General features: G+C 58.0%; 14 protein-coding genes. 7 read left to right on the top strand and 7 right to left on the bottom strand.

Annotated features, from left to right (window positions below):
- Nucleotides 1-9: 9 nt before the first annotated feature.
- A complete protein-coding gene (locus ABLN87_RS04220) occupies nt 10-1,890 on the bottom strand; it encodes a cation:proton antiporter (RefSeq protein ID WP_353007828.1) in 1,881 nt (626 codons plus the stop codon).
- Nucleotides 1,891-1,909: 19 nt separating this feature from the next.
- The gene (locus ABLN87_RS04215; RefSeq protein WP_353007826.1) at nt 1,910-2,374 is read right to left on the bottom strand and encodes an Lrp/AsnC family transcriptional regulator; all 465 of its coding nucleotides are present in this window, start codon (nt 2,372-2,374) and stop codon (nt 1,910-1,912) included.
- A 138-nt stretch (nt 2,375-2,512) separates the two neighbouring features.
- On the opposite strand from ABLN87_RS04215, the gene hppD reads away from it, so the two are divergent.
- Nucleotides 2,513-3,610, top strand: coding sequence for a 4-hydroxyphenylpyruvate dioxygenase (hppD, locus tag ABLN87_RS04210; RefSeq protein WP_353007825.1), 1,098 nt, complete (start codon nt 2,513-2,515; stop codon nt 3,608-3,610).
- 106 nt (nt 3,611-3,716) lie between these two features.
- Here hppD and ABLN87_RS04205 read toward each other — a convergent pair whose 3' ends face one another.
- A complete protein-coding gene (locus ABLN87_RS04205; protein WP_353007823.1) occupies nt 3,717-5,678 on the bottom strand; it encodes a hypothetical protein in 1,962 nt (653 codons plus the stop codon).
- Between the two features lie 157 nt (nt 5,679-5,835).
- Between ABLN87_RS04205 and ABLN87_RS04200 the strand changes: the two genes are divergently transcribed.
- Nucleotides 5,836-6,537, top strand: a complete 702-nt coding sequence (locus ABLN87_RS04200) for an SIMPL domain-containing protein (protein ID WP_353007822.1) — start codon at nt 5,836-5,838, stop codon at nt 6,535-6,537.
- A gap of 2 nt (nt 6,538-6,539) precedes the next feature.
- Here ABLN87_RS04200 and ABLN87_RS04195 read toward each other — a convergent pair whose 3' ends face one another.
- The 3 genes from ABLN87_RS04195 to ABLN87_RS04185 form a co-directional block, all read right to left on the bottom strand.
- Nucleotides 6,540-7,250 (bottom strand): GNAT family N-acetyltransferase, encoded by a 711-nt coding sequence (locus tag ABLN87_RS04195; RefSeq protein ID WP_353007821.1) that lies wholly within the window; start codon nt 7,248-7,250, stop codon nt 6,540-6,542.
- Between the two features lie 3 nt (nt 7,251-7,253).
- Nucleotides 7,254-8,546: an O-acetylhomoserine aminocarboxypropyltransferase/cysteine synthase family protein gene (locus ABLN87_RS04190; protein WP_353007819.1), complete on the bottom strand. Its 1,293-nt coding sequence runs from the start codon at nt 8,544-8,546 to the stop codon at nt 7,254-7,256.
- Nucleotides 8,547-8,617: 71 nt separating this feature from the next.
- Nucleotides 8,618-9,613: a hypothetical protein gene (locus tag ABLN87_RS04185; protein WP_353007817.1), complete on the bottom strand. Its 996-nt coding sequence runs from the start codon at nt 9,611-9,613 to the stop codon at nt 8,618-8,620.
- Nucleotides 9,614-9,912: 299 nt separating this feature from the next.
- On the opposite strand from ABLN87_RS04185, the gene ABLN87_RS04180 reads away from it, so the two are divergent.
- Genes ABLN87_RS04180 through preA form a run of 3 tightly spaced genes read left to right on the top strand, consistent with a single transcriptional unit; the run spans nt 9,913 to nt 13,452 of the window.
- Nucleotides 9,913-11,247 (top strand): NAD(P)-dependent oxidoreductase, encoded by a 1,335-nt coding sequence (locus ABLN87_RS04180; RefSeq protein WP_353007816.1) that lies wholly within the window; start codon nt 9,913-9,915, stop codon nt 11,245-11,247.
- A 43-nt stretch (nt 11,248-11,290) separates the two neighbouring features.
- On the top strand, nt 11,291-12,127 hold the full coding sequence (locus tag ABLN87_RS04175) for a class I SAM-dependent methyltransferase (protein ID WP_353007815.1): 837 nt from the start codon (nt 11,291-11,293) through the stop codon (nt 12,125-12,127).
- 20 nt (nt 12,128-12,147) lie between these two features.
- On the top strand, nt 12,148-13,452 hold the full coding sequence (gene preA, locus ABLN87_RS04170) for an NAD-dependent dihydropyrimidine dehydrogenase subunit PreA (RefSeq protein ID WP_353007813.1): 1,305 nt from the start codon (nt 12,148-12,150) through the stop codon (nt 13,450-13,452).
- A gap of 47 nt (nt 13,453-13,499) precedes the next feature.
- On the opposite strand, the gene ABLN87_RS04165 is transcribed toward preA, so the two are convergent.
- Nucleotides 13,500-14,108 carry a TetR family transcriptional regulator C-terminal domain-containing protein gene (locus tag ABLN87_RS04165; RefSeq protein ID WP_353007812.1) on the bottom strand — a complete coding sequence of 203 codons (609 nt, stop codon included), beginning with the start codon at nt 14,106-14,108 and terminating at the stop codon, nt 13,500-13,502.
- Between the two features lie 170 nt (nt 14,109-14,278).
- Between ABLN87_RS04165 and ABLN87_RS04160 the strand changes: the two genes are divergently transcribed.
- Together ABLN87_RS04160 and hydA are read left to right on the top strand one after the other, a co-directional pair.
- A complete protein-coding gene (locus tag ABLN87_RS04160) occupies nt 14,279-15,529 on the top strand; it encodes a Zn-dependent hydrolase (RefSeq protein ID WP_353007811.1) in 1,251 nt (416 codons plus the stop codon).
- Nucleotides 15,530-15,623: 94 nt separating this feature from the next.
- Nucleotides 15,624-17,078, top strand: coding sequence for a dihydropyrimidinase (gene hydA / locus ABLN87_RS04155; protein WP_353007810.1), 1,455 nt, complete (start codon nt 15,624-15,626; stop codon nt 17,076-17,078).
- The last annotated feature ends 6 nt before the right edge of the window (nt 17,079-17,084 follow it).

Here is a 17,084-nt window from a genome sequence, read left to right as displayed (position 1 = left end):
AGCACGCGATCATGCAGATTTCTTGGCGTGTTCCTCGGCCAGTTCCAGAAGCGCGGTCTCTAGATCCTTCTCCAAAGACTGTGCTCGCTCGATGTATTTCTTGTTCTCTGCCGTGGGCATGCCGGGCACCCAAAGCTCGGCCAGTTCGCGTACCGACGCCCGGTCGTGATGATAGAAGGTCTGCTCGGCCTGCGCGGCTTCGTATTCGCTGAGCCCGATATTCTCCAATACGTATCGACCTGCGCGTAGTGAACTGTCGAACATCTCGCGCACGATGTCATTGGCCCCGGCCTGATACAGCTCGTACACATGGGTCCGGTCATGGGCGCGGGCTATAATATGCAGGTCCGGGCGCTGGCGGCGGGCAAATCCGACAAGGCGCGTCACCGTCTTTCGATCATCCATTGCCGCAACCAGAACTGACGCCTTATCCAGCCCCGCTGCGCGCAAAAGCTCGGGCCGGGTTGGGTCGCCCAGAAAGCCTTTGACGCCAAACCGACGCATCAGTTGAATCGTCTCGATATCATGGTCCAGAACGATGGTCTTGAACCCGCTGGCCACCACAAGGCGATTGACGATCTGACCGAACCGTCCAATACCTGCGATGATCACAGGGCCTTTTTCGTCGATCTCATCCGGTTCCATCGTCGTTGTTGGCTCACCAAGTTTCCGCGACAGCAGATCGTAGATGATGAACAAAAGCGGCGTAATCAGCATCGTCAATGCGATGATCATCAGTAGCTTTTGTGCCAGGTCCTGAGGGATCACGTTCTGTTGCCGCGAAAAGGCCAAAAGGACAAAACCAAACTCACCTGCCTGCGCCAAGCCGAGGGTGAAAAGCCAGTGATCCCGGCCTTTCAGCTTGAAGGCTTTGCCGACGATATAGAGGATGACACCTTTGGCCAGGATCACCAGCAGGGCTAGGCCGATAAGGTCAAACGGATCGTTGAAGAAATACCCAACGTCGATCCCAGCCCCGACCGTGATGAAGAAAAGGCCCAGAAAAAGGCCTTTGAAGGGCTCAAGGTCGCTTTCCATTTCATGTCGGAACTCCGAGCTGGCCAGAACAACACCCGCCAGAAATGCGCCCAGAGCGGGTGACAGGCCAACCAGTGTCATCAGGAAGGAAATGCCAACCACGATCATCAGGGCCAATGCCGTGTACATCTCGCGCAGGCGCGAGGCGTGGATAAAGCGGAACAGCGGGCGGGTGAGGTAGACACCGGCCAGAATGACAAAGGCAATGGCTCCGATTGTCACCAATGTGACGGCCCAACCAGGTAATCCCTCAACCAAGGACAGGCTGTGATGCGCATCATGCAAATGCTCTGCGGCGCTGCGGTCAATCGACCCGTCGGCCTCGATATGAGGGATTGCAGGCAGGGCCAGCAAGGGCAACATCGCCAGAATAGGGATGACGGCGATGTCTTGTGTCAACAGGACTGAAAAGGTCGCGCGCCCACCGTTGGTTTGCATCAGTCCCTTTTCAGACAGGGTTTGCAGTACAATCGCGGTTGAAGACAAGCAGAGGGTCAGGCCGACGGCGAGCGCCACGGTCCACGGGTGGCTGGCATAAATCGCCACGCCCGCAATCACTGCGGTGGACAGTAGAACCTGCAAACCGCCCAGTCCCAACAACCTGTCCCGCATATCCCAAAGGGCGCGTGGTTCCAGCTCCAGCCCGATCAGGAAGAGCATCATGACAACGCCGAACTCGGCCACATGCTGCAGGTCTTCGGTTTCAGCCCCAACAAGGCCCAGAACCGGGCCGATGATAAGACCGGCGGCCAGATATCCCAGAACCGATCCCAATCCCAGACGCGCCGATAACGGAACGGCGATCACCGCGGCGGCGAGATAGATAGAAGCCTGGTATAGGAAATCGTCCATATGTGTCCTCGTTGCCCGCTCAGGTCGGCAGGGGGGCGTCGCGTTTCAATTGGTCCATCACGATCTGGCTTTGAACCCGTGCAACTGCAGGATGCGGCAGGATCACCTGATGAAGCAAGCTGTTGAGCGCAGATAGATCGTCGCAATAGACATGCAACAGATAATCTGCCTCTCCGGTCATCGTCCAGGCGCTGGTGATTTCGGGACGGGCATCCACCAAACGGGCAAAGCTGGCCGATTGATCCGGCCCATGCGTTCCCAGATGGACCTGAACAAACCCTTGGACTTGCAGGCCCAGTTTCAGGGGGTCCAGCCGCGCGGTATAGCCGGTGATATAACCTTCCGCCTCCAGCCTTTGGCGGCGGCGACCGGCCTGACTTGCAGACAGGTTTAGCACCTCGCCCAGTTGTTGGGCTGTCAGATGCGCATCGCGCTGGAGCGCGGCCAGCAATCCGATATCGATATGATCCAGTGCTTGCGGCATTTCACCATATTTCTTCAAAATGGCGCGTGTTTTGCGCGTCAGGATATAGTTTATCTAAAAACAATGCGCAGAAACAGCGTTGTTTAAGACATATCTTGGAATCAGCAAAGAAATTCCTGTTTTCAAAGGAGACGCGCCATGGGTCCTTTCCCGCATAACGCCCCGAAATCCATCATCACCGCAGAGAACCCGGCGGGAACCGACGGGTTCGAGTTCGTCGAGTTCGCTCATCCCAACCCGCAGGAATTGCGGGATCTGTTTGCGACCATGGGCTATGACCTTGTCGCGCGTCACAAGAAAAAACCCTTGGTCGAGCTGTGGCAGCAAGGGGACGTGACCTATATCCTCAATGCCGCTCCTGAGAGTTATGCCGCGAAGTTTGTCGCCGAACACGGCCCCTGTGCGCCTGCAATGGGTTGGCGGGTTGTCGATGCGCAGCAGGCGTATGAGCATGCGGTTTCAAAAGGGGCTGAACCCTATGATGGCGCGGACAAAACCATGGATGTACCCGCGATCAAAGGGATTGGCGGGTCGCTGATCTACTTCATTGATCAGTATTACGACACATCGCCCTACAATCAGGAATTCGAATGGATCAAAGAATCCAAACCACGCGGTGATGGGTTCTACTACCTCGATCACCTGACCCATAACGTGTTCAAGGGCAACATGGACAAGTGGTTCAAGTTTTATGGCGACTTGTTCAACTTCCGCGAAATCCGCTTCTTTGACATTCAGGGTAAGTTCACCGGCCTTTATAGCCGCGCGTTAACCTCGCCTTGTGGACGTATCCGCATCCCAATCAACGAAGATCGCGGCGAAACGGGCCAGATCGTTTCGTACCTCAAGAAATACAAAGGCGAAGGCATCCAGCATATCGCGGTGGGCAGCGAAGATATCTATGCCTCGACCGATGCGATTGCCGAGAAGGGGCTAAAGTTCATGCCCGGCCCGAACCAGTCCTACTATGATATGTCAAAGGACCGCGTAAAAGATCATGACGAGCCGCTGGATCGGATGATGAAACACGGCATCCTAATCGACGGCGAAGGCGTAGTGGATGGCGGTGAGACGCGGATTTTGCTGCAAATCTTTTCGAAAACCGTGATCGGCCCGATCTTCTTCGAGTTCATTCAGCGCAAAGGCGATGATGGGTTTGGCGAAGGGAATTTTCAGGCCTTGTTCGAGTCCATCGAGCGCGAGCAGATCGAAAGCGGTGAGATTTCAGCGGCTTAGTCCGCTTCGAACACAAGCTTAGTCCAAGTCACTCCGGCATACCTGTTTCCCTTATGTAGAGAGATGTTGCCGGAGCGACCAAGGCTTTGCTACCAGCGCGCAGCGATCATCCACGCGGCATCTTAAGGGACACATTGCGACCCTTCTTTTGATATAGCAATTCACTGTCGCTGATTGCGACGACCTTGCCGCCGTCGACCCGGTCACCCACTTTCAGTTTCTTGTATCGTCCGCTGGGCAAGCGTACCAAGGCGCGCCGGTTGGCTGGCGTGCCGTATACCCCGATCAGGTTCAGGCGGCGCAGGTTGATCGCGTTGTCAATAGTCGCCTGCCGCGCCACTGATGCGGTCGTGGGGATCTTGGGGGCAACTGTTTTGGGCTCGAAGGTTTCTGCCCCACCACTGTTCTGATCCAGCCCGGCGGTTGATCCCAGATTGGTCCCCGGTGCGGCCGCCGCAGTCCGAACCAGCCCTGCAGGGCGTGCTTTAGGACGGGGAACAAGGACGACGGCTAAGGCAGTCGGGGTGTCATCCACCTCGGGGCTGGCTTGTAGCGAAGCGGGGCGTTGCTTGGGCCGCAACACGGACAGTTCTTGCAGCGATCTGCCGCCCAGTTGCTGACGTTCGAATTGATCTTGCAGGTTCTCAGGGCGGGGTTTGGGCCGTATTCCGGCTAAGCGCGAGGTCGTTTCCTCGACCACCGGTTCTTCTTCGAACCGTAACGGTACTGCTGGCGGCACGGATGAGGGGCGGCCGAGATAGACCAGCACGCCATCAGGGTTCAGTGTGCCTTCGGGCGATGGGGTAACAAGCCCGCGCTCATCCAGATCAAACCCGGGGAAGGAGGCGCGCGCCAGAGCAGGCAGATCAAAGGGCTGATCGGTCTCGAAACTCGCTGACGGTGCCGGGGCCACCGCATCGTTGGAGAAATCGGATTTGCCAACCGAAGCCAGATACAGATCGTCCGGTTCAACGGCTACTGGTTCTTCGGGCTGTGCTGGGGCGGTCTCAACAACACCGGTGGCGATTTCAGATTGCGGAGCCGTCTCGGTTTCCTGTGCAACGTCCTCGACCGGTGTGGGTTCTACCTTCAACGCCTCAAGGATCGCCGCATCGGCCGCAGACAAGGCGGGTTGGTCTTCGGGTGTCGCCTCGGGCGCAAGCTCGGCAGCTGTCACTTGATCGTCTTCAGGCACCGGTTCGATTGCAGGTTCAGTGCTTTCCGCCTGAGATGCCTCCGGCAGGATGTCTACCGCCAGATCAGCGGCCATTTCAGCCTCAGGGGATGTGGTTTCAGGCTCCAAGTCCCCCTCGGCCACAGTCTCATCTTCCGGCGATCCGAGAAGGGACCACGCGCCAATCACAAGGGCCAACAAACCCGTCGCTGCGACCGCAGGCAGGGCAAATTTGTTGAGACTCGCGCCGCTGCTTGCTGAGTCACCCTGCGATGGCGCAGGCGCACGAAACGCGTCCAGAGCGGCGGTTTCCGCTATGGCGTGAACCTTGGGGGTTGACGGACCTGCGTCTGCCTTAGGTGCCGGTACTGCGGGGGCAGGGCTAGCCTCTGGTGCAGCAACCGGAGTCGCTGCAAGCGGCTTCGCATCCAGGTCAAACACCGGCACGCCAGGGAACTCGTCATCACTCGGCTCAGCGGTATAAGCGACAGGCACGAATCCATGCTCGATGGTAAAGCTATGCGCTTCGTTCAAGGTCTGACGTGCCACTGCCGCCCCATAGACCAGGCCGTCTTTGGTGATCGAGGCAAAACTCAGTTCATCGCGCTCATATGGTGTGGCATCGATCAAAGCGTCTTGCACCATTTGCGCGTTTTCGTCAGTAGACAGATCTTCCGATGGAATCGTGAGATAGCGGATTTGATCCGCTGGGATAACCACATTGCAACTCAGGTCGTTCTCCAGTGCAAAACCCTGATCCCGTAGCGCCTGTATCTGACCGTTCAGGTCATCTGTATCCAGCGATACAGTGCCGATCTCGTACCACTCACCTTCGGACAGGTGGTGCAACGAAATACCGGTTGCAGAAAAAGACAGCGTAAAGGCGGGTTTCATAATCCCGGAGAACCATAACTATATCATCAACGCAAACGATCAGACGCCTGCAGAGTGACAGTAAAGCAGGAACCCGCCGAGGGAAAGAAAAACGCAAACTCTCCCCTTGTATGGCAAAGCCCCGCCAACCCATGTTGAACAGGAGAAAATTGGAGGGATGACCTTGAAGACATTCGCTTTTCTGGCCGCCATGATGGCCGCAACTGCCGCTGGAATGGCCCATGCGGAAGAACGTCGCATTACCGTTGACGCGATTGGAACCGTGCAAGTTGCACCCGATATGGCGACGATCACGCTGGGTGTGACCAATCAGGATGCCGAAGCGTCGGTTGCGATGAAAGCGACGTCAGATGCAGTGGCACAGGTGCTGTCCCGCCTGACAGATATGGGGATCGAGGACCGGGATGTGCAAACACGCGACCTGTCGCTCTCACCGGTTTGGTCGAATCGCAATCAGCAGAACGGAGAGCCGCCCGAGATCACGGGGTTTGTCGCTTCGAACCGTGTTTTTGTCCGGGTGCGCGACCTGTCCCAGCTTGGGCAGATCATGGATGCGGTCATTCAGGACGGGGCGAATGATTTTGGCGGGCTGAGCTTTGGTCTGCAGGACACCAAACCGATTGAGGTTCAGGCGCGCGCCAAAGCCGTGGGCGAAGCCACGTCAAAGGCTGAGCAACTGGCCCAAGCGGCCAATGTCACGCTGGGCCCAGTTCAGTCGATTTCCGAGCGCACCGGAGGGGTCCGGCCCATGGCAGAGATGCGCGCCTTTAGCGTCGCCGATACTGGTGGAGTGCCCGTCGCAGGCGGTGAGATCACGGTATCCGTCAGCGTTTCGATGGAGTTCGAGATTTCTGAGTAAGCTCAGTTGTCGGCGCGGGCCATCAGCGGCTGTCGTTGCTGGCCCGTCGCGTCGAAATTGTCAGGCGACAACCAAGCCTCGAATGCGCCCCGAATGCGGGGCCATTCACTGTCGAGAATGGAAAACCACGCCGTATCCCGGTTGCGTCTTTTGTAATGGGTCGCCTGGCGGAATATCCCTTCGAAGGTAAAGCCCAGCCGTTTGGCCGCCGCACAAGACGGTGCGTTCAGCGCATCGCATTTCCATTCGTAGCGGCGATAGCCTAGCTCATCGAACACACGGCGCATCATCAGATACATAACCTCGGTCGATTGCGGCTTGCGCTGCAGCAGTGGCGAGAAGTGGATGTGCCCGACCTCAATCACGCCTGCAGCAGGTTCGATCCTGAGGTATGACGCCATGCCAACGGGTACGTCGTTGGCATCCAGAACCGTGTGAAACATCGGGTCGGCGTCCATGCAGTTCGCACGAGCCCAGGTTTCAAACTCCTGTTCAGAACCAAACGGCCCGTAGGGTAGGTAGGTCCAGTTCCGGTGATCGGCGTCATTGGCAAACGCCCGGAACAATCCGGGCGCATGTCGGTTCACATCCAGCGGCACGACCGAGCAATACTGGCCCTCCATCGGGGTATAGGGTGGCGTGGGGCGAGGGAACTCGCCCGTGACCGGCCGTCCGATGGGTTGACCAAGTGCGTTAGTGTCGTGCCCGCTCATGATCTATGCGCTAGCTTTGCTGAGCGCCTGATCCAGATCGGCGATCAGGTCATCGGCATCCTCGATCCCGATCGAAACACGCACAACGTTGGGACCCGCGCCTGCGGCCTCTTGCTGCTCGGGCGTCAACTGACGGTGCGTGGTCGAGGCCGAGTGGATGATCAGCGAGCGCGCATCGCCGAGGTTGGCGACGTGGCTGAAGATCTCCAATGCGTTCACCAGCTTGATGCAGGCGTCATAGCCGCCTTTGACGGCAAAGGTGAACAACGCGCCAGCGCCGCGAGGATACTGCGCCTTAACCCGGTCGTGATAGGGCGACGAGGGCAGGCCCGCATAGGTCACGTAATCGACCCGATCATCAGCCTCGAGCCAGGCGGCGATCTTCTGGGCGTTTTCGACGTGGCGCTCCATCCGCAACGACAGCGTCTCGATCCCCATCAGCGTGTAATGTGCCGCTTGCGGGTTCATGGTCATGCCCAGATCGCGCAGGCCGATGGCGATGCCGTGGAAGGTGAAGGCCAGCGGGCCGAAGGTCTCATGGAATTTCAACCCGTGATAGGCCTGCTCTGGCTGGCTAAGCGAGGGAAATTTGTCATTCGCCGACCAGTCGAACTTGCCCGAATCCACGATGCAGCCGCCAGTGACGGTGCCGTTGCCGGTCAGGTACTTGGTGGTCGAATGCACGACCAGAGTCGCCCCGTGTTCGATGGGGCGGCACAGGTAGGGCGTGGCCGAGGTGTTGTCGACGATCAGTGGAATGCCTGCACCGTCTGCGACATCGGCCAGAGAGCGGATGTCGGTTACATAGCCGCCGGGGTTGGCGATGGATTCGCAGAACACCGCGCGGGTGTTTTCGTCGATGGCGGCTTTCACGGCCTCCAGATCGTCGGTGTCCACAAACTTGGCCGACCAGCCGAAGCGTTTGATCGTCTGGCTGAACTGCGTGACCGTGCCGCCATACAGACGGGTCGAGGCCACCACGTTGCAACCCGGCCCCATCAGCGGGAACAGCGCCATGATCTGCGCAGCATGACCTGAGGAGCAGCAGACCGCGCCAACGCCGCCCTCAAGCGTCGCCACACGTTCCTGCAGCACCGCAACGGTCGGGTTGGTCAGGCGCGAATAGATGAAGCCCACTTCCTGCAGGTTAAACAGCGCCGCCGCATGATCCGCATCGCGGAACACATACGCGGTAGTTTGATAGATCGGAGTCTGGCGCGCACCAGTTGCCGGATCAGGGCGTGCGCCCGCGTGAATCTGTAGGGTGTCGAAACCATAAGTAGGGCCATCGGACATCGTAAACTCTCCTGTCGAAATAGAACTTGCGAAATCTGTAGGACATTGCCCGCCGTCACACAACGCTACTGTCAGCGCATCCAGAGGCCCTTTGCTTTGATCCTGTTGCGGATCACCTGTTCGCGGCTGGGCAGGGCGTCGCGATCAAACAGGTCCCGGATCTTCTGACCCTTGCCCTGTATCACAAGCTTTTTGATCGGATCATATTGCTTGAGAACCTTCTTGACCTTGTTCGGGGCCACGACGGTTTCCAGAACGTCGATCACATGATCACTCTCGCGGGCGTAGAGCAGCGGGAACAGGCGATAATGGCAACTGACCGAGCCATCCAGCAATCCGTCGGGCAGTGCATCGCGCCCTCCGCCGAAAGAGTGGATCACAAGGGGCAGAGCGGCCTGATCCAGCCAAGGGTCAAGGTTCTGCCCGATCAATTCCGGGATCTGATCATCCCGGATGGTGCGCGCATACTCCAGAAATCGCTCGCCAAATTGACGTGGGCATTTGTAAAAGAAATAGCCTGCGTTGACATACAGATACCGACGCCAGTGTCCCTGCGGTTGGTCGGTATCAATCGAGCCGTCGAAATCCAGATCAAAACGGCGATAAAGCGCAGACCAGATGCCCTCAAACCCTGGCCCGTAAAGCGTGGGCTTGGGCCATGTGCCTTCGACTTTTTGCGAGGCACCAGGGCGGTCAAAATCAAAAGGAACTCTGCTCAGATCGCCGGTGATCAGGGTATCCGTATCAAAGAAAACAAAGGGTTCGCCTTCGGGCAGGGCCAAAAGCGCCTCAATCTTGTTCCCGTTGGGATAGCTTTCGCCGAAGACATGATTGTCAAAAGGCAGGATTTCCGCATCAAGCTGTTTCAGGGCCTTTAGTACGTCCTGGTCTTGAATGGCCGGGTTCTGGGTCCAGCGCGGGCCGGGTTTGGGTGTGGCGACGAACAGACGCCCTTTGAAGTCGGGCGCGGAATGGCGCAGCGAGGCAGCGAACAGGACCGCCTCATATTGCAGGCGGTTGTTCTGACCAATGATGACAATATTGAAGTCTTGCGAAGCTGCCCGCATCTGTGCCCGTCCTAAACATGCGTTGATCTCACGCATCTGAGATTGGCTTACAGCAACTGGTGTAGGGCGTCAAAAGTCGTTTGTGGTGCGCGGGTTGTCCAAGGCGAACCCGAGTTGCAGCACTTCAGCGTGTCAGTCCTGCTTGGTTTGTGGTCAAAACCCCGCGAAAACGCCGATACTTCGAACGAAATCTCGTGCAATTTCAAAATTTTGACCAATTGATAAATTTTACCAATTGATAAAATTTCGATTTGTGGCAAGCTGAGGTCACAACAAACATATCTACAGGGAGTAGAGCGATGGCACAGGGCCAGATGGCACCCGGAATCGTTTCCGGGCGGCTTTCCAGCGATGAACTGACATCGAATTTTTCGGATCTGCATCCGCCTTTGGCCCCGCATGAGGCCGCTGTGGCCGCAGATCGCTGCTATTTCTGTTACGACGCGCCATGCGTGACGGCCTGTCCGACGGATATCGATATTCCGTTGTTCATCCGCCAGATACAGGCGGGTCAGCCGCAATCGGCGGGAAAGACCATTCTCGACCAGAATATCCTGGGTGGCATGTGCGCTCGGGTCTGTCCGACCGAAACCTTGTGCGAAGAGGCCTGCGTGCGCGAAGCCGCCGAAGGCAAACCGGTTGAGATCGGGCGGCTTCAGCGTTTCGCAACCGATGATGTGATGGCCTCTGGTGAACATCCTTTTGAACGCGCTGCGGCGACCGGCAAAACCGTGGCCGTTGTTGGCGCAGGACCAGCGGGTCTCGCTTGCGCCCATCGGCTGGCCATGCTGGGCCATGATGTGGTGATCCACGAAGGTAAGCCCAAGCCAGGCGGTCTGAACGAATACGGGATCGCGGCCTATAAATCGACCAACGATTTTGCACAGGCCGAGGTCGACTGGCTGCTGAAAATCGGCGGTATCGCTATCGAAACCGGTTCTTTGCTGGGCGAAGGCCTCTCTCTGGAGGGGCTGATTAAAAATTATGATGCCGTTTTCCTGTCCATTGGCCTGGCCGGTGTGAATGCGCTGCGGGCACAGGGTGTGGAAAAGGGCGGTGTGCGTGCTGCGGTCGATTTCATCTCGGACGTGCGGCAAGCGTCGGATCTTGCTGATCTGCCGGTCGGGCGGAATGTCGTTGTGATCGGCGGCGGAATGACGGCTATTGATGCGGCGGTGAAGTCGAAGCTGCTAGGGGCCGAGCAGGTCACGATCGCCTATCGCCGTGGGCGCGACGCGATGGGGGCCAGCCGATACGAGCAGGACCTTGCGGCCTCGCACGGCGTGCGGATCATGACCAATGTTCAGCCTGTCGCTGTGCATGGCAACGGTGCGGCGGTTGAGATCGAGCTGGAATACACCTCCAGCCAAAACGGTCAGTTGACCGGAACTGGTGAGACGGTTCGGCTGCCCGCGGATCAGGTTCTGAAAGCCATTGGTCAGACGCTGGATGGCGCGCCCGAAGGGCTGGAACTGGACGGCAACAAGATCGCTGTCAGTGGTGTTGGGCGTACTTCCATCTCCGGTGTCTGGGCTGGTGGAGATTGTGCGGCCGGGGGCGAAGACCTGACCGTGACCGCCGTGGCCGAAGGCCGGGATGCGGCGATGGACATCCACGCGAGCCTGGTTTTGTGATAGGGTGAGGCTTTCAAGCCAACCTATTCGCTGAGGTATCGTTATGTCCCAGATCGAAGACGCAGTTGCCAAACATTACACCACCGGTGCCTTGACGGACCGCGTGCGCGATGCGCTGAAAGCCAGCGGCGTGGACCCGGATGCGGCCACGGTCGCCGATCTGAAAGCCGGAGACGAGTTCCACACGGGCGGCGTTCTGGCCACCGATCACCTGTTTGACCAATTGTCCTTGACCCATGCGACGCGGGTGCTGGATGTGGGCTGCGGGATCGGCGGGACGTCGCGTTACGTTGTGGATCGATATGACTCGACAGTGACAGGGGTCGACCTGACACCCGAATTTGTCGAAACGGCAGCGGCACTCAGCGAGATCGTGGGGCATTCCGACAAGGTCGAATTCCACGTCGGCAGTGCTTTGGACATGCCGGTGCCGGATGCCGGGTTCGATCTGGCAGTTATGTTGCATGTGGGCATGAACATCGAAGACAAGGCTGGGCTGTTCGCCGAGGTTGCGCGTGCTTTGGCAACAGGTGGCAGCTTTGCGCTTTTTGACGTGATGGCCGGTGAAACAGACGAACCTCTGGCGTTCCCTTTGCCCTGGTCAAGCGTCGCTGAGACATCCTTTGTAGACGCGCCCGAGCTCTACAAGGACGCGGCCGCAGCGGCGGGGCTTGAGTTGGAGGCAGAGACGGATCGCACCGAGTTTGCGATTAAGTTCTTCGAGGAAGTCTTTGCAAAGATTGCCGAAAGCGGCCCTGCGCCGTTAGGTATCCACCTGATGATGGGCGAGACGGCGCCCGAGAAATTCCAAAACTACGTCGCAAACCTGCATGCCGGGCGGATTCGCCCGACCGAGATGATTTTCAAGAAAACCGGCTGAGGAGCCGGAAAGGAGTACCCATGGCTGACCTGACGACAGACTTTCTGGGCATTTCCAGCCCCAACCCCTTCTGGCTGGCCTCGGCCCCGCCGACCGACAAAGAATACAACGTCCGCCGCGCCTTCGAGGCCGGATGGGGCGGCGTGGTCTGGAAGACACTGGGGTCTGAAGGGCCTCCGGTCGTAAACGTCAACGGGCCACGCTATGGGGCGATCTATGGTGCAGACCGGCGGTTGCTGGGCCTGAACAACATCGAACTGATCACCGACCGACCACTCGAGGTAAACCTCGAGGAAATGGCCCGCGTGAAAGCCGATTTCCCGGATCGCGCTCTGATCGCCTCGATCATGGTGCCGTGTGAGGAGGGCGCGTGGAAAGCCATCCTGCCCCGCGTGGCTGAGACCGGCGCGGATGGGATCGAACTGAACTTCGGCTGTCCACACGGAATGAGCGAGCGGGGCATGGGTGCGGCGGTTGGGCAAGTGCCGGAATACATCGAAATGGTCACCCGCTGGTGCAAGATGTACTACGACCGCCCGGTTATCGTGAAGCTGACGCCGAACATTACCGATATTCGCAAACCTGCGGCGGCGGCCAAGAATGGCGGTGCAGATGCGGTGTCGCTGATCAATACGATCAACTCGATCACCAGCGTCAATCTGGACACGTTCAGCCCCGAGCCCTCGATTGATGGCAAGGGCAGCCATGGCGGCTATTGCGGTCCGGCGGTGAAGCCGATTGCGCTGTCAATGGTCTCGGAAATTGCGCGAGATGCGGAAACGCATGGTTTGCCCATTTCCGGTATCGGTGGCGTTACCACATGGCGCGACGCGGCAGAATTCATATCGTTGGGCTGCGGCAACGTGCAGGTCTGCACGGCGGCCATGACATATGGGTTCAAGATCATCGATGAACTGACGGCGGGTCTGTCCAAATGGATGGACGAGAAGGGTTATTCCAACGTCTCGGAAGTTGTTGGTCGTGCAGTCCCCAACGTAACCGATTGGCAGTATCTGAACCTGAACTACATCGCCAAGGCCAAGATCGATCAGGACCAGTGCATCAAATGCGGTCGCTGCTATGCCGCCTGCGAAGACACCAGCCATCAGGCAATTGCCATGTCACCGGACCGGGTGTTCGAGGTGATCGACGAAGAATGCGTGGCTTGTAACCTCTGTGTCGATGTCTGCCCGGTCGAGGGCTGTATTTCGATGGAGCCGATGGCAGCAGGAGAGGTTGACCCGCGTACAGGGCGCGAGGTTCAGCCGGACTACGCAAACTGGACAACGCATCCCAATAATCCGATGGCCAAGGCCGCTGAATGAGCAGGTTTGCGCAGATCTTTGAGGGGCCGTTGATACGGCCCCTTCGTTCAAGGTGTCAGAAGCTTTCGATACAGGGTGTCGACAAACGTTTCTGCGCCTTCGAACGGGTCTTCGTCGCCCAGGATCGCGCGAACCTGAACTTCGAAATCCGCGTAATGCTGGGTCAGGGCCCAGATCGAAAACATCAGGTGATAGGGGTGCACCCGCGCGATTTTGCCTTGATTCATCCATTTGGTCAGAAGCGTGGTTTTCTCATCGACCAATGCTTTGAGGTTTTGCGACAAAGCCTCGTGAATGCGCGGTGCGCCCTGAACCAGCTCGTTGGCAAACAGGCGGCTTTCTCGTGGTAACTCCTGACTCATCTGCAGCTTTCGGCGAATATAGGACAGCAGTTCCTCAAGCGGATCGCCGTTTTCGTCCAGATCGTGCAGCGGCGCCAGCCAGGTTTCCAGCAGGCCAGACAGAAGCTCTGTATGGATCGCTTCTTTTGACGGGAAGTAGTACAATAAATTCGGCTTACTCAGTCCGGATTCTGCCGCGATCTGATCAACAGTCGAGCCGCGAAACCCATGTGACGAAAACACGTTCAACGCGGCCTCTAGAATCGCAGCGCGGTTCTTTTTCTGAATACGGGTTGGGGCACGGTCGCTGGGCATCTGTTCGGGCTGTCTCTTTTTTTGTCAGGCACGCATGGACTAGGCCAAAAAGTTTGGTGGTGCACCGCAATTTCTTGACTGATGTCAAACCCGTGATAGCGTGAGTTTGACCAGATGGTCAAATCAAGACAGCAATAGCGAGCAAATCGCAAGCAACAGGGAAAGTGACTATGGCAGCTCCGGCGCAGAATCTCAGGATCAATGGCGACAGGTTGTGGGACAGCCTGATGGAGATGGCCAAGATCGGACCCGGTGTTGCGGGCGGCAATAACCGGCAGACGCTGACGGATGAAGATGCCGAAGGGCGCGCGCTGTTCCAAAGCTGGTGCGAGGAAGCGGGCTGTTCCATGGGGCTGGACCAGATGGGCAACATGTTTGCCATGCGCGAGGGAGCCGACCCAGAGGCTCTGCCAGTCTATGTAGGTTCGCATCTCGATACCCAGCCGACAGGTGGCAAGTATGACGGAGTGCTAGGTGTGCTGGGTGGGCTAGAGATCATTCGCACGTTGAATGATCTGGGCATCAAGACCAAGCATCCGATCATTGCGACCAACTGGACCAATGAAGAAGGAACGCGTTACGCGCCGGCCATGCTGTCCTCGGGCGTGTTTGCGGGGATGCACACGCAGGATTGGGCCTATGACCGTGAAGACGCGGAAGGCAAAAAGTTCGGCGATGAATTGCAGCGGATCGGCTGGCGCGGTGAGGAAGAGGTCGGCGCCCGCAAGATGCATGCCTTCTTTGAACTGCATATCGAACAGGGCCCGATCCTGGAGGCCGAAGGTAAGGATATAGGCGTCGTCACCCACGGTCAGGGCTTGAGCTGGACGCAAATCACAGTGACCGGCAAAGATGCTCATACCGGTTCGACCCCGATGCCAATGCGCAAGAACGCAGGGCTGGCCATGGCGCGTATTCTTGAGAAAGTGGATGAGATCGCTTGGTCGCATGCACCGCATGCTGTTGGGGCAGCGGGGCATATTGATGTGTACCCGAACTCACGCAACGTGATCCCGGGTAAAGTGGTGTTTACGGTCGATTTCCGCTCGCCCGAGCTGAATGTAATCACTGATATGGTAAACCGCCTGCGTGTGGCGGCTGAGGATATCGTGAACGAAATGGGCCTGCAGATTGAATTCGAAAAGGTTGGTGGTTTCGATCCCGTCAAATTCGATGAGGGTTGTGTGGCCGCCGTGCGCGACGCGGCAGAGCGGCTGGGGTATTCCCATACCGATATCATTTCGGGGGCCGGTCACGATGCCTGCTGGATCAATCGGGTCGCGCCGACCGCGATGGTGATGTGCCCTTGCGTGGATGGCCTGAGCCACAACGAGGCTGAAGAGATCAGCAAGGATTGGGCGGCTGCCGGTGCGGATGTTTTGCTGCATGCCGTCGTTGAGACGGCGGAGATCGTGGAATAGGGGGCGCTGCCCCCGGTCGCGGCAGGCCGCGACTCCCCCGGGATATTTTTAGCCAGATGAAGCAAGCGGCGCAGACCGCAACAGGGAGTTTGAAATGAGTACTGTCATCAAGAACGGGACCATCGTAACGGCCGATCTGACCTATAAGGCGGATGTTAAAGTTGAGGGTGGCGTGATCACCGAGATTGGGCCGGACCTGCGCGGGGACAAGGAGTTGGACGCCTCTGGGTGCTACGTGATGCCCGGTGGGATCGACCCGCACACGCATCTTGAGATGCCGTTCATGGGGACGTATTCCAGCGACGATTTCGAAAGTGGCACGCGCGCGGCTTTGGCTGGTGGCACCACGATGGTGGTGGATTTCGCACTTCCTAATCCGGGCGAGAGCCTGCTGGATGCGCTCAAGCGTTGGGACAACAAATCGACGCGGGCGAATTGTGACTACTCGTTCCACATGGCGGTGACCTGGTGGGGGGAGCAGGTGTTCGACGACATCAAGACTGTCATCGAGACGCGTGGCATCAACACGTTCAAGCATTTCATGGCCTATAAGGGCGCGTTGATGGTGAACGATGACGAGTTGTTTGCCTCGTTCAAACGCCTGGCCGAGTTGGGTGGCACCGCCATGGTGCACGCCGAAAACGGCGATGTGGTCGCTGAGTTGAGTGCGAAGCTACTGGCTGAGGGCAATACCGGCCCCGAGGCACACGCCTATTCCCGTCCGCCGCAGGTCGAAGGTGAGGCGACCAACCGGGCCATCATGATTGCCGACATGGCCGGTGTGCCTCTGTACGTGGTGCATACCTCCTGTGAGGAGGCGCATGAGGCCATTCGGCGCGCCAAGATGCAGGGCAAGCGGGTTTGGGGAGAACCTTTGATCCAGCACCTAACCTTGGATGAGAGTGAGTATTTCCACCATGACTGGGAGCATGCGGCGCGGCGGGTCATGAGCCCTCCGTTCCGGAACAAGCAGCATCAAGATAGCCTATGGAACGGTCTGCAATCGGGCACGTTGAGTGTGGTCGCAACGGACCATTGCGCCTTTACGACCGAGCAGAAACGCTATGGCGTGGGGGATTTCACAAAGATCCCCAATGGCACTGGCGGGTTGGAGGATCGGATGCCGATGCTCTGGACCCATGGGGTGAATACCGGGCGTTTGACTATGAATGAGTTCGTGGCCGTGACCTCAACTAACATCGCCAAAATATTGAATTGCTATCCTAAAAAAGGCGCGATTCTTGTCGGTGCTGATGCTGATCTGGTGGTTTGGGATCCCGACAAGGCCAAGGTGATCTCGGCCGAGACGCAACAATCGTCGATCGATTACAACGTGTTTGAAGGCAAGGAAGTGCGCGGACTGCCGCGGTTCACGCTGACCCGTGGTGCGGTTGCTGTGCATGATGGTGATATCCAGACGCAAGAAGGGCACGGAAAGTTCGTCTCGCGTGAGGCCAATACACATGTGAACAAAGCGCTGAGCACTTGGAAAGAGCTTACAGCACCACGCCCGGTGGAGCGCACGGGTATCCCGGCAACGGGGGTCTAAGTGGCA

Origin of the sequence: Ruegeria sp. SCP10 (assembly GCF_040329495.1) — a bacterium.
Taxonomy (GTDB): Bacteria; Pseudomonadota; Alphaproteobacteria; order Rhodobacterales; family Rhodobacteraceae; genus Ruegeria.
The sequence above is the reverse complement of the archived record's forward strand: the minus strand, read 5'-3'. Positions and strand labels throughout refer to the sequence as shown.